The organism is Cupriavidus sp. FW305-F7 (genome assembly GCF_058782875.1).
The window spans coordinates 20,449-33,877 of sequence record NZ_JBYSYC010000021.1; the positions used below are offsets into that span (position 1 = coordinate 20,449).

Below are 13,429 nucleotides of genomic sequence, written 5' to 3' on the forward strand. Positions count from 1 at the left end.
TTTCAGGAGACAAGACAATGCAAAGCAAGATCATGCGCCGTATCTTCCCGCTGGCCGCCACCGCCGTGGCCGCCATGCTGGCCTCTGGCACCGCACTGGCGCAGGAAGTGGTCAAGATCGGCTATACCGGGCCGCTGTCCGGCGGCGCCGCGCTGTATGGCAAGAACGTGCTGTCGGGCGTGCAGATGGCGGTGGACGAGATCAATGCATCCGGCCTGGAAGTCAAGGGCAAGAAGGTCAAGCTGGAGGTGGTGGCGCTGGACGACAAGTACTCGCCCGCCGAGGCCGCCATCAACGGGCGCCGCCTGGTGCAGCAGCACAAGACCCCGGCGGTGTTCGTGCCCCATTCGGGCGGCATCTTCGCGCTGCAGGCCTTCAATGAGCAGGAGAAGTTCCTGGTGATGGCCTACTCCAGCGTGCCGCGCATCACCGACGCCGGCAACAAGCTGACCATCCGCATCCCGCCAGCGTACACCGGCTATATCGAGCCCTTCGTCAAGGCGCAGATGAAGCGCTACGGCAAGAACGTGGCGCTGGCCCCGGCCGACCACGACTACGCCAAGGCCTGGGTGCAGGCCTTCGTGCCGGCGTGGGAATCGGCCGGCGGCAAGGTGGTGGCCAACAATCCGATGTCATACACCAAGGCCACCGACTTCTACAGCGGCGTGTCGCGCGCGATGAGCGAGAAGCCGGACGTGATGTTCGTCGGCGGCCCGTCGGAGCCGACCGCACTGGTGGTCAAGCAGGCGCGCGAACTGGGCTTCAAGGGCGGCTTTATCGTGATGGACCAAGCCAAGATGGATGAAATGGCCAAGGTCACCAACGGCCTGGGCATGCTGGAAGGTTCCATCGGCGTGCTGCCGCTGGTCAACGACAGCCGCCCCGCCGCGCAGAACTTCAACGCCAGGTACAAGAAGCTGCATGACGGGCGCGATGCCACCACCGAGATGTCGCTGAACTACACCATGGTGTACGCGCTGGCCGGTGCGATGAAGCTGGCCGGCACCACCAGCGACGCGGCAGCGATCCGGGCGAAGATGCCCGACGCGGTCAAGGGGCTGGCCAAGGAGGTCAACCCCAACGAAGTCGATGGCATCGACGCCAAGGGCGGGTCGATGGCCGACACCATCGTCGGCTGGGTGCAGAACGGCAAGATTTCGCAGGTCCGGTTGTCGGAGCTGGCGAAGTAAGCCAGGCTGGGGCGCCGCCCGCGCGGCGCCGCGCAAGAACAAACCCCCGCAGGCCGCGAGGCCTGCGGGGGTTTCTGCCTTACGGGCTCCGTCAAGCGGGCCGTGCTACTGCCGGCGATCGCCGTCGCGCCCGTTGCGCGCCTCCATCCGCCCGCGTCAGTTCTGGGCGCGCTGTTGCTGTTGCTGCTGCTGGCGCTGCTGCTCCATCTGCTGCCGCTGGCGCTCCTGCATCTGCCGTTGCTGGTCCTGCTGGTGCCGCTGCTGCTCCTGCGTCGCACGCTGCTGCTCCTGCGCGGCACGCTGCTGCTCCTGCATGTGGCGCTGCTGCTGTTCCGCCTGCTGGCGCTGCATGGCCTGCTGCCGTTGCTGCTCCTGCGCCTGGCGTTGCTGCTCCTGCATCTGCCGTTGTTGTGCCATCTGCTGGCGCTGGGCCGCCTCGGCCTGCCGCTGCTGCGCCTCCTGCATTTGCCGCTGCTGCTCGGCCATCTGGCGCTGGCGCTCCACCTGCTGGCGCTGCTGGTCGGCGGCCTGGCGTTGCTGGGCTTCGGACTGGCGCTGTTGCTCCATCTGCTGGCGCTGGATGTCCTGCGCCTGGCGTTGCCGCGATTCCTGCATCTGCCGTTGCTGCTGGGCTTCGGACTGGCGCTGTTGTTCCATCTGCTGGCGCTGGGTGTCTTGCGCCTGGCGCTGCCGCGATTCCTGCATCTGCCGTTGCTGCTGGGCTTCGGACTGGCGCTGTTGCTCCATCTGCTGGCGCTGGACGTCTTGCGTCTGGCGCTGCCGTGATTCCTGCATCTGCCGTTGCTGCTGGGGCTCCTGCATCTGGCGCTGTTGCTGGGCATCCTGCATCTGCCGTTGCTGCTCAAAGCGCTGCCGCTGCATGTCCTGCGATTGCCGCGCCGGATCGGGACGGTCCTGCCCATCCGCCCACTGGCGCTGTTGCATGCGCTGCTGATCCTGCTGGCGCTGCTGGTCGCGGGCCTGGTCCTGCCACTGGCGTTGCTGGGCGTCGCGTTGCTGGGCCTCGTGCTGTTGCCGCTGCAGATCAGGCCCCTGCCGCTGCTGCTCGCGCAGCGCGCGCTGCTGTTCCCGCTGCTGTTCCATCTGCTGGCGCTGCAAAGCCTGCTGCTGTTCGCGCTGCATGCCCTGCGCCTGCCGTTGCGCGTCGGCCGGTCCGCCCGGCTGGCCCGGCTGGCCAACAAAGCCGCGCGCTTCGTCGGGCCGGCTGCTCTGGCCGCGGCCGTTGCCGCGCCAGGGTTCGCCCGGGGCGTTCGAATAGTTGCGATCGCCGCGATCGCCACGTGCGGGGCCATCGGCATCGCCGCGGCCGGCGCGCGGCTGCGGCGGCGTGTGGTCGCGCGCGGCGATGGCTGCCTGGCTCATGCGCACATCGGGTGCCCGCTGCACATCGCGCCCGGGCCGCCGTTCATTGCCACCGCGCCAGGCTGGGCCGGCGCCGGGCACAACCCCGCCCTCACGCGCGAAGCGGCGGGCCAGGTCGTCCGTGGCGGGCCGGCCCGGCGGACGGGCGGCGATGGCCTGGCGCTCGAAGCCAGGGCGGGCCTGCGGCGGCAGCGGCCGCATCGGGGCCGATCCCACCAGACTGCTCTTGACCGGCGCCACCGGCGGCGCCCCCCTGGCCTCGCCTGCCGGCAGGTTGCGCCATTCGTCGCGATGCATGCCGTGCGCCGGGCGGCCTTCGACGAAATTGCGTGCCGGCATGCCGGTGATGGCGCCGGGCACGTTGCGGTTGGCGTAAGGCGGAGGCCGGCGGTCGCCCATCACGATGTTGTTAACGGTGACCCGGTTGATGCGGGCGACATAGGTCGGGCTGGCACGATAGACCGGCCGGTACGCGTCGCGCGGCCCCAGCGGATACCAGGCCACGCCCGGCCCGCTGCCAACGCGCACGCTCCAGTTCGGCCCGCTGGCGCCGACAAAGGCCACCACCGCCGGGGCGTAGCACGGGCGCACGCGCGGGCCCGGCACCCAGCCCCAGCGCGAGCCCACATAGGCCCAGCGGCCGTAGTGCGAAGGCGCGAAGCCCCAGGGCGCGTCGTCGATCCAGGTCCAGCCCCACGGGGCGATCCAGGCCCAGTGCCCGGCGCTGTACGGTGCCCAGCCGGCGCTGACCACGCGCGGGAACCAGACCGCGCCGTAGCCGGGGTCTTCCTGCCAGTCGCCGTAGCCGTCCAGCGCGGCGTAGCCCGGCATCTCGCGCGGCACGTAGCGGGCGGACGGCGAGGCGTCTTCGCGCGCATCGCGTGCCGCGGTCCAGCGGTCGAAGGCATCTTCCGGCGCGCCGCCGCCACCGGCGTCGGCCAGGTCGGTGCCGGCAAAGCGCATGCGATCGCCTCGCTGCAGCTCGATCGAGCGGCTGTCGCCATAGACCACGGCGCTGCCGTGGCGCATGGTCACGGTAGTGGTGCTGCCGTCCGGCGCCACGTCCAGCCGATAGTCGCCCGGCTCGCGCGGCACGAAGGCCAGGTTGGGGGTGTCGACCTCGACTGTCTGGCCCGGCGGCAGCGCGCGCACGCGCAGCTGCAGCGTGCCCTGGGTCAATTTAACCTGCGTGGCGCTGTCGTCCAGGTTCAGGATGCTGGCCGCGGTGGCGCCGCCCAGCCGGACCGCCACCGTGCCGGCGTGCAGCTCGGCACGGCCGCCGTGGTCCAGCCAGAGCCGGTCGCCGGTGGTGATGGGCCGGTTCAGGCCGGCGGCAGCCCAGTCGTCCGAGCCTGCCGGCGCAAAGCTGAGGTTGCCGTCGACGGCGGTCAGCGTGGCAATGCGCGAGGAAGGATCGGCTTGCTGGTACTGGCCGTCAGTCGCCGGCGCATCAAGATAGACCTCGCCGGGGGGGCCGGCGGGCACCTGGGCCAGTGCAGCAGCCGCCACCGCCAGGCCGGCGGCAGCGGCCAGGGCCGTCAGCGCCAGCCTGCCACGGCGTTGGACATGAGCAGGGGGGACAGATTGGGAAGAATCGAACATGGAAGTCAGGGCCGGGACAAAACGCATAACGCACCGGGGCGGCCGGCCGATGTCAGCGGCAACCCTAATGTCACCATACATTGCCCCGGATGCCGCGGCACGCCCGGCGCGGCAGACTTTGTAAGTTCGTATTTCGCCATGCGGCAATGCAGCGCAGGCCGCAGCGCTGTCCCGGGCAGGCTGCGGGCCGGCGGGGGGTCAGCGGGTGCCCGGGACGGGCAGGCTCGCCGTCAAAGGTGGAAACAACTTCCCTGGCAGCGCGGGGAGCGGAGACGGGCGGAACGGGGGCAGAGGCGGCTCAGCGGCCGGACTGCTGGCGCAGCATTTCGGTCAGGCGCTCGGCCGGCATCGGGCGGCCGTACAGGTAGCCCTGCGCCTCATGGCAGCCGTTGGCCAGCAGGAAGTCGCGCTGCTCGGTCGTTTCCACGCCTTCGGCGACCACGCCAATGTGCAGGCTTGCGCCCACGCTGATCACCGAGCGCACGATTGCGGCATCGACCGGGTCTTCGGTCACGTTGCGGATAAAGGACTGGTCGATCTTGAGCCGGTCCACCGGGAACGACTTCAGGAAGCTGAGCGAGGCATAGCCGGTGCCGAAGTCATCGCAGGTCAGCGTCACGCCGTCGCGGCGCAGCGCCTGCAGCTGGTCCGCGACCTCGTCGCCCTGCTGCAGCGCGATGGTTTCGGTGATCTCGATCTCCAGGCAGTCCGGCGCCAGTTCCAGCGCGCGCAGCACGTGGCGCACCTCGGTCAGCAGCCGGCTTTCGGACAGCTGGGCCGCGAACAGGTTGATGGCCACCCGCGGCGGTTGGGGAAAGGCCAGCGACCACGCGCGCGCCTGGGCGCAGGCAGTCTGCAGCAGCCACATGCCGACATCGCTGGCGATGCTGCTGCCGGCCAGCGCGTCGATGAAGGCGGCGGGCGGCAGCAGCCCGCGGGTCGGATGGCGCCAGCGCATCAGCGCCTCGGCACCGTGCACGCGGCCGTCGCGCAGGTCGACCTGCGGCTGGTACAGCAGCTCGAACTGGCGCTGGGCATAGGCTTCGTGCAGCGCCTGCACCAGCGACAGCCGCGTGGTCACGTCCGAGCGCATCTGCGGCTTGAAGAAGCGGATGGTGCGGCCGCCGTCGTGCTTGGCGCGGGCCAGCGCCAGGCTGGCCGCGGCCAGCACGTCCGAACCCTGTTCGCCGGCGGCGGGGATCACGCAGGCGCCGATGCTGGCCAGCACATGGTGGCGGCGACCGGCGCTCTCATGCGGGGAGGACAGCATCGAGAGGATCGCCGCACCAACATGGCGCACCAGCGTGGGATCGGCAATGGAGGGGAGCAGCACACCGAACTCGTCGCTGCCAATGCGGCCGATGGCGGCGTCGCGCGGCGAGGCGTCGCGCAGGCGGCGCGCCACGCGCTGCAGGATCAGGTCGCCTTCGGCATGCCCGTGCATGTCGTTGAAGGCGCGGAAATCGTCAATGCCGATCAGCAGCAATGCACAACGGGGCACCGCCTCGCTCTGCAGGCGTGCCTCCAGCCGCTTCAGAAATCCCTGGCGATTGTCAACGCCGGTCAGCGGATCGAGATCCGAGCCTGGCGAGGCGCCAGCCGCCTTCGCCCCCGACTTGGCCACCATCCCTGCCCCATCTGTAATTGTCGACATTGTTACCTGCTAGCAATTTAGCAAGTGTGACGAAAACTTGGAAAAAATCAAGCAGTTCCGATTGCGGCGGGACCGGCTATGCGGCCGCGCAACGGCGCCGCATTGCGCGTTGAATCGGTTCCCGGCTTACAGTACCCTACCGCGCATCAGGCCGCCCCCGCCGCCCCGCGACCTCCTGCTTGCCCCGGAGCGGCGCCCCTGAGGCGGCTTTGCGGGGAACGGCCGCTCCTGAACAAGAACATCACCGGGACCTCACCGTGAACGAATGGACCATCCGCACGCGCATCCTGGCAAGCTTCTCGCTGATCCTGCTTGTCATGGCACTGATGGGCGTTGTTGCCTACACCCGCCTGAGCGCCATCGAACGCGAAACCACGCTGATGCTGCAGGACGCGCTGCCCGGGCTGAACTACAGCACCGGCATCCGCGGCGTCTGGGGCGAGCGCTATGTGCTGGCGTGGCAGACCATCAATGCCACCGACCCGGCTGAGCGCCGCGGCTTCCAGCAGCAAGGCCAGGACGCCGCCGGCCGCCTCGACAAGCTCGAGCAGCAGTACGAGACCTCGATCACGCGCGACGAAGACCGCGTCGCCTTCAAGGCCTATCGGGACGTGCGCGCGCGCTACGAGCAGGCCTCCGACATCCTGTCCCGCCAGGGCGAGTGGAACGGCGCCGCCACCGCGGCAGCGCTGCGCGGCGAAGCGCATGACCGCTGGGTCGAGGCGCGCAAGGCGGCCCAGCACCTGGTGGACGACAACAGCGCGGTCAATTCGCGGGCGGCGCGGGGTATCGACGATGCCGTCGGTGCCGCCAAGATCGGCATCGAAGCGGCGCTGATCGTGGCCCTGGTGGTCGCCGTGGTCTGCGGCTACCTGCTGCTGCGCGCGATCACGGTGCCGATGCAGTCGATCGTCAACCTGCTGTCCGGCATCCGCGGCGGCGACCTGCGCCTGCGCATGGCGCTGCGCCGCAAGGACGAATTCCATGAAGTGGAGGAAGGTTTCAACCAGATGACGGGCGAGCTGACCTCGCTGGTGGGCCAGGCGCAGCGCACCGCGATCCAGGTCACCACCTCGGTCAACGAGATCGCCGCGACGGCGCGCCAGCAGCAGGCCACCGCCACCGAGACCGCCGCCACCACGACGCAGATCGGCGCGACCTCGCGCGAGATCTCGGCCACCGCGCGCGACCTGGTGCGCACCATCCATGAAGTCTCGAGCGCCGCCGAGCAGGCGGCCGGGCTGGCCGGCACCGGCCAGGTGGGGCTGTCGCGCATGGAAGGCACCATGCAGCATGTGATGGACGCCGCCGGCTCGGTCAATGCCAAGCTCGCCACGCTCAACGAAAAGGCCGGCAATATCAACCAGGTGGTGACCACCATCGCCAAGGTGGCCGACCAGACCAACCTGCTGTCGCTGAACGCCGCGATCGAGGCCGAGAAGGCCGGCGAGTACGGCCGCGGCTTTGCCGTGGTGGCGACCGAGATCCGCCGCCTGGCCGACCAGACCGCGGTGGCCACCTACGATATCGAGCAGATGGTGCGCGAGATCCAGTCGGCGGTGTCGGCGGGCGTGATGGGCATGGACAAGTTCTCGGAGGAAGTGCGCCGCGGCATGTCCGAGGTCACGCAGGTGGGCGACCAGCTGTCGCAGATCATCGCGCAGGTGCAGTCGCTGGCGCCGCGCGTGCTGATGGTCAATGAAGGCATGCAGGCCCAGGCCGGCGGCGCCGAGCAGATCAACCAGGCACTGATGCAGCTGTCCGAGGCCGCGCAGCAGACCGTGGAGTCGCTGCGCCAGTCGAGCCAGGCGATCGACGAACTGACGCTGGTGGCCAACGACCTGCGCAGCGGCGTATCGCGCTTCAAGGTCTAGGGCCTGCGCCCCGCCGCCATGAAACTCTTCCTGCTGTTCCGCCTCGGCGCTGACCACTATGCGCTCGATGCCGCCGAGGTGGCCGAGGTGCTGCCGCTCACGCGGCTCAAGCAGATCCCCGGCGCGCCGGCCTGGGTGGCGGGCCTGATGGAGCGCCGCGGCCAGCCGGTGCCGGTGATCGACCTGCCGGCGCTGGCCACCGGCGTGCCGGCGGCGCTGCGCACCAGCACGCGCACGGTGCTGGTCCACTACCGCCGCCATGGCGGCGAGGCCAGCCGGCTGCTGGGCCTGCGCCTGGAATCGGCCACCCAGACCCTGCGCTGCCCGGCGGAATCGTTTGTCGACGGCGGCATCGGCGGGGCCAGCCCGCGCTACCTGGGGCCGGTGCGGCACGACGCGCGCGGCCTGCTGCAGTGGGTGCGGGTCGAGGCCCTGCTGCCGGACGACGTCCATGCCATGCTGTTTGCCGACACCGCCGGGGAGGCCGCGGCATGAGCACTGCCACGCACATCGAGGCCCTGCTCAAAGCCCGCATCGGCCTGGACGCGGGCGCCATCGGCACCGGCGCAGTGGCACGTGCCGTGCGTGAGCGCCAGCAGGCACGGCAGGCGTCGGACACCCAGGCCTACTGGGACTTGCTGCACGGCACCGCCGATGAATTCCAGGCGCTGATCGAGGCCGTCGTGGTGCCCGAGACCTGGTTCTTCCGGCATCGCGAAGCGCTGCTGGCGCTGGGCCGCCTTGCCGCCGAGCGCGCCTTTGCCGACGGCAGGCGCACGCTGCGCGTGCTGAGCCTGCCCTGCTCCACCGGCGAAGAGCCCTACTCAATCGCCATGGCCATGCTCGATGCGGGCGTGCCGGCGGGCCGCTTTGCCATCGATGCAGTGGACATCAGCGCCCGCGCGCTGGCCCGCGCGCGCCTGGGCGAATACGGCGCAAACGCCTTTCGCAGCGCACCGCTGGATTTCCGCGACCGTTATTTCACGGCCACGCCCACCGGCTATGTGCTGGATGCACGCGTGCGCGCGCAGGTGCGGCTGCTGCAGGGCAACCTGGTCGATCCCGGCCTGCTCGCCGGCGAGCCGCCCTATGACTTCGTGTTCTGCCGCAACCTGCTGATCTACTTCGACGCGCCGGGGCAACGGCATGCGGTGCAGACGCTGGCGCGGCTGGCCGCTGCCGACGGCCTGCTCTTTGTCGGGCCGGCCGAAGCCAGCGTGCTGAGCTCGCAGGGCCTGGAGCCGGTCGGCTTGCCGCTGACCTTTGCCTTCCGCAAGCCGTCCGCCGTGCCAGCCGCCAGGGCGGCGCCGCGTGTGCCCGTGCACGCGGCCCAGCCGCCCCGCATGGCCGCACCGCCACGGCTGCCGAGGCCACCAGCCTCGCTGCGGCCTGCCCCGCTCACGCGCCCACCCCTGCGGCCCGCCGCGCCCGCGCCTGGCAACGATCAGCGCGCCGCGCTGGCTGTCATTGCCGCCCAGGCCGATCGCGGCGAGCTGGAGGCCGCCACCGCCGCCTGCCTGGCGCTGCTCGAGCGCGCCCCGGATGCCAACGCCGACGCCTATTGCATGCTGGGCGTGCTGCACGACGCCGCCGGCCGCACCGCGCAGGCCCATGCCGCCTACCGCAAGGCGCTGTACCTGGACCCGGCGCACCAGGAAAGCCTGTACCACCTGGCCGCGCTGCTCGATACCGAAGGCGATCACGATGGCGCCATGCGCCTGCGCCAGCGCGCGCAACGCCACACCCGCAAGCACCATGGCTGAGCCCCAAGGCATTGCCCTGCGCACCGAAAACGTCGACGACTGCTGGCGGCGCATCGGCGTGCGCGGCGACGGCTCGTGCCCCGCGCTGGCCGAGCACGCGCACTGCCGCAACTGCCCGACCTACGCCCAGGCCGCGGCCATGCTGCTGGACGCGCAACGGCTGGACGTCGTGCCGGACGCACTGCCCGATGCCGCCACGCTCACCGACGATGACGGGGCCTTGCCGGCCGAACGCGGCATCGCGCTGGCCTGCCTGGTGTTCCGCATCGGCGATGAATGGCTGGCCCTGCCGACCGCCGCGCTGGGCGAAGTCACCGCCCCCTGCCCGATCCATTCGCTGCCGCACCGCCGCGATGCCGCCGTGCTGGGGCTGGCCGCCGTGCGCGGCAACCTGCTGGCCTGCCTGTCGCTGGCGCGGCTGTTCGACGCGGGCGCCGGTGAAAGCGCCAGCGGCAGCCGCTTCCTGATCCTCGGGCAGGGCCGCGCCGCGATTGCGCTGCCGGTGGCCGAGGTGTCCGGCATCGCCCGCGTTCCGCAGCCCGCGCTGCAGCCGCTGCCCGCCACCCTAGCGCGGGCGTCGGCGCGCTATACGCAGGCGCTCTTCCTCGACCAGGGCCGCAGCGTCGGGCTGCTCGATGCCGCACTGGTGCGCCAGGCGCTGGCCAGGAGCCTGGCATGAATCCCGAGCAACTGCGCGACGCCTCGCTGCTGGAACTGTTCGCGCTCGAGGCCGATGCCCAGGCCGAAGTCCTCAATGCCGGCCTGCTGGCGCTGGAGCGCAACCCGGCAGCGGCCGAGCAGCTCGAAGCCTGCATGCGTGCCGCCCACTCGCTCAAGGGCGCTGCCCGCATCGTCGGGCTCGATGGCGGCGTGCGGGTGGCACACGCCATGGAAGACTGCCTGGTCGCCGCACAGGGCGGCCTGCCGCTGACCGCCGCGCATATCGACGCGCTGCTGCAAGGCACCGACCTGCTGCTGCGCATCGGCCATCCGCCCGGCGGCGATCCGGGCTGGGCCGAGCATGCGGGCCGCGCCGAGATCGATGCAGTGGTGCAGCGGCTCGGCATGGTCGATGGCGGTGCCGGGGCGCTGGTCGTGCCGGCACCGCCAGCGCCGGCCCCGGCCCTGTTACCGGAACCAGCGCCCGCGATACCGGCAGACGACACCCAAGAGCGCATGCTGCGCGTGAATGCCGATGCGCTTGACCAGCTGCTGGCGCTGTCCGGCGAGGCCATGGTCGAGTCGCACTGGCTGCGCCCCTTCGGCGCCTCGCTGCAGAAAGCAAGGCGGCAACAGGCACGCGCACTGCGCGCCGTCGATGCGCTGCAGGAAGCCTTGCGGGACGCACCGGACGGCAACCCTGGCGCGGCTGCGCACACCGCACTGGCCGAACTGCGCCAGCTGCTGGACGAAGGCCACGACCAGCTGGCCGCGCGGCTGGAAGAGTTCGAACAATACGATCACCGCGCCACGCGGCTGGCGCGCCGGCTCTATGACAGCGCGCTGGCCTCGCGCATGCGCCCGCTGGCGGACGCGCTGACCGGCTACGCGCGCATGGTGCGCGACCTCGGGCGCGCGCTGGGCAAGCCGGTGCACCTGGAGCTGATCGGCGCCGGCACGCAGGTGGACCGCGACATCCTGGAAGCACTGGACGCGCCGCTGGCGCACCTGCTGCGCAACGCGGTCGACCACGGCATCGAAGCGCCCGGGGTGCGCGCGGCGCAGGGCAAGCCGGCGGAGGGCAGCGTCACGCTGCAGGCGCGCCACAATGCGGGCCGCCTGGTCATCGAGATCTTCGACGACGGCGCAGGCGTCGACCTGGATGCCCTGCGCCGCGCCATCGTGCGGCGGCGGCTTGCGTCCGAAGAGACCGCGGCGCGGCTGTCGCAGGCAGAGCTGCTCGACTTCCTGCTGCTGCCGGGCTTCAGCATGCGCGACACGGTCTCCGAGGTCTCCGGCCGCGGCGTGGGCCTGGACGCCGTGCAGGAGATGGTGCGCCGCGTGCGCGGCAGCCTGCGCCTGACGCAGCAGCCGGGCCAGGGCCTGCACTTCCGGCTGGAGCTGCCGCTGACGCTGTCGGTAGTGCGCACGCTGCTGGTGGAAGTCGCGGGCGAAGCCTATGCCTTCCCGCTGGGCCGCGTGCTGCGCGCGACCTCGGTGGCGCGCAGCGAGATCGAGCAGACCGAAGGGCACCAGCATTTCCGCCACGAAGGCCGCGCCATCGGGCTGGTCAGCGCCGCGCAGGTGCTGCAACGCCCCGAGGGCGACGCTGCCAACGTGCGCGAGCAAGTGCCGGTGGTGGTCATCGGCGAGGCCGAGCGCATCTATGGCATTGCCGTCGACCGCATGCTGGGCGAGCGCCTGCTGGTGGTGCAGCCGCTGCCGGCGGCACTGGGCAAGGTCCGCGACATTGCCGCCGGCAGCCTCACCGACGACGGCACGCCGGTGCTGATCTTCGATGTCGAGGACGTGATCCGCTCGGTCGAGAAGCTGGTCTCCGAGGGCCGCATCGAAGGCGTGCGGCAGGCGGCCGTGGCCAGCGTCCAGGCGCGTGCGCGGCGCGTGCTGGTGGTGGACGACTCGCTCACCGTGCGCGAGCTGCAGCGCAAGCTGCTGGCCGGGCGCGGCTACGATGTGGCGGTGGCGGTCGATGGCATGGACGGCTGGAATGTGCTGCGCGCCGAGCCCTTCGACCTGGTCATCACCGACATCGACATGCCGCGCATGGACGGCATCGAGCTGGTGCGCCGGATCCGGCAGGACGCCGCGCTGCGGCAGCTGCCGGTGATGGTGGTGTCGTACAAGGACCGCGAACAGGACCGCCAGCGCGGCCTGGAGGCCGGCGCGGACTATTATCTGGCCAAGGGCAGTTTCCACGACGCCGCGTTGCTCGACGCGGTCCAGGACCTGATCGGCGAGGCACGTTCATGAAAATCGGCATCGTCAATGACTCGGCGCTTGCGGTAGCCGCGCTGCGCCGCGCGCTTGCGCTGGATCCGTCGTTCGAGATCGCCTGGGTCGCCGGCGACGGCGAACAGGCGGTGCAGATGGCCGCGCGCCAGACCCCGGACCTGATCCTGATGGACTTGCTGATGCCAGTCATGGACGGGGTCGAGGCCACGCGCCGGATCATGGCCGCCACCCCCTGCGCGATCGTGGTAGTGACCATGGACCTGGGCCGCAACGCCTCGCAGGTGTTCGACGCGATGGGCCACGGCGCCATCGACGCGGTCGACACCCCCACGCTGGCCGAGCCCGATGCCCAGCTTGCCGCCGGGGCGCTGCTGCGCAAGCTGCGCAATATCGGCCGCCTGCTGGCGGGCCGCGTGGCCCCGCAGCACACACTGACGGCGGCGCCGCGCGCAGTGGCTGCGCCGCGGCTGGTGGCAATCGGCGCCTCGGCCGGCGGCCCGGCCGCGCTGGCCACGCTGCTGGGGGCGCTGCCGGCGGACTTCGGCGCCGCCGTGGTCACCGTGCAGCATGTGGACGAGGCCTTTGCCGCCGGCATGGCCGACTGGCTCGACGGACAGTGCGCGCTGCCGGTGCGCATTGCCCGCGCCGGCGACGCGCCCCAGGCCGGCACGGTGCTGCTGGCCGGCACCAACGACCACCTGCGCCTGGCCAGCCCCACGCGCATGTCCTACACCGAGCAGCCCTGCGACTACCTGTACCGCCCCTCCATCGATGTCTTCTTCGAAAGCGTGGTAGAGCACTGGCGCGGCGACGTGATCGGCGTGCTGCTCACCGGCATGGGCCGCGACGGCGCGCTGGGGCTGAAGGCCATGCGCGAGCGCGGCTTCCTGACCATCGCGCAGGACCGCGCCACCAGCGCCGTGTATGGCATGCCCAAGGCCGCCGCAGCCATGGGCGCGGCCGCGGAGATCCTGCCGCTGCCGCGCATCGCGCCGCGGCTGGTGCAGGCATGCGGCGGCGCCGCGCTGCTTTGACCCAATGCAATACGTC

Annotated in this window: 9 protein-coding genes; 7 read left to right on the forward strand and 2 right to left on the reverse strand. The window is 71.0% G+C overall.

The features are described 5' to 3' along the window. The first annotated feature begins 17 nt into the window (after positions 1-17). On the forward strand, positions 18-1,190 hold the full coding sequence (locus AC3WL8_RS20055; protein ID WP_013953625.1) for an ABC transporter substrate-binding protein: 1,173 nt from the start codon (positions 18-20) through the stop codon (positions 1,188-1,190). 156 nt (positions 1,191-1,346) lie between these two features. On the opposite strand, the gene AC3WL8_RS20060 is transcribed toward AC3WL8_RS20055, so the two are convergent. Both AC3WL8_RS20060 and AC3WL8_RS20065 read right to left on the reverse strand, forming a co-directional pair. After that, complete coding sequence (locus AC3WL8_RS20060) at positions 1,347-4,175, reverse strand: DUF6600 domain-containing protein (protein ID WP_211982010.1); 2,829 nt, start codon at positions 4,173-4,175, stop codon at positions 1,347-1,349. Between the two features lie 298 nt (positions 4,176-4,473). After that, positions 4,474-5,802 carry a putative bifunctional diguanylate cyclase/phosphodiesterase gene (locus AC3WL8_RS20065; protein WP_013953627.1) on the reverse strand — a complete coding sequence of 443 codons (1,329 nt, stop codon included), beginning with the start codon at positions 5,800-5,802 and terminating at the stop codon, positions 4,474-4,476. A 284-nt stretch (positions 5,803-6,086) separates the two neighbouring features. Between AC3WL8_RS20065 and AC3WL8_RS20070 the strand changes: the two genes are divergently transcribed. Genes AC3WL8_RS20070 through AC3WL8_RS20095 form a run of 6 tightly spaced genes read left to right on the forward strand, consistent with a single transcriptional unit; the run spans position 6,087 to position 13,413 of the window. Next, on the forward strand, positions 6,087-7,703 hold the full coding sequence (locus AC3WL8_RS20070) for a methyl-accepting chemotaxis protein (protein ID WP_211982011.1): 1,617 nt from the start codon (positions 6,087-6,089) through the stop codon (positions 7,701-7,703). 18 nt (positions 7,704-7,721) lie between these two features. Next, a complete protein-coding gene (locus AC3WL8_RS20075; RefSeq protein ID WP_013953629.1) occupies positions 7,722-8,198 on the forward strand; it encodes a chemotaxis protein CheW in 477 nt (158 codons plus the stop codon). Then, the gene (locus AC3WL8_RS20080; protein WP_153953360.1) at positions 8,195-9,466 is read left to right on the forward strand and encodes a CheR family methyltransferase; all 1,272 of its coding nucleotides are present in this window, start codon (positions 8,195-8,197) and stop codon (positions 9,464-9,466) included. Before AC3WL8_RS20075 ends, AC3WL8_RS20080 begins: the two co-directional genes overlap by 4 nt. Further along, entirely contained in the window at positions 9,459-10,145 is a 687-nt protein-coding gene (locus tag AC3WL8_RS20085; RefSeq protein ID WP_013953631.1) for a chemotaxis protein CheW, read from the forward strand. Before AC3WL8_RS20080 ends, AC3WL8_RS20085 begins: the two co-directional genes overlap by 8 nt. Then, the gene (locus tag AC3WL8_RS20090) at positions 10,142-12,397 is read left to right on the forward strand and encodes a hybrid sensor histidine kinase/response regulator (RefSeq protein WP_211982012.1); all 2,256 of its coding nucleotides are present in this window, start codon (positions 10,142-10,144) and stop codon (positions 12,395-12,397) included. Before AC3WL8_RS20085 ends, AC3WL8_RS20090 begins: the two co-directional genes overlap by 4 nt. Further along, positions 12,394-13,413 (forward strand): chemotaxis response regulator protein-glutamate methylesterase, encoded by a 1,020-nt coding sequence (locus tag AC3WL8_RS20095; RefSeq protein WP_013953633.1) that lies wholly within the window; start codon positions 12,394-12,396, stop codon positions 13,411-13,413. Before AC3WL8_RS20090 ends, AC3WL8_RS20095 begins: the two co-directional genes overlap by 4 nt. Positions 13,414-13,429 lie beyond the last annotated feature (16 nt).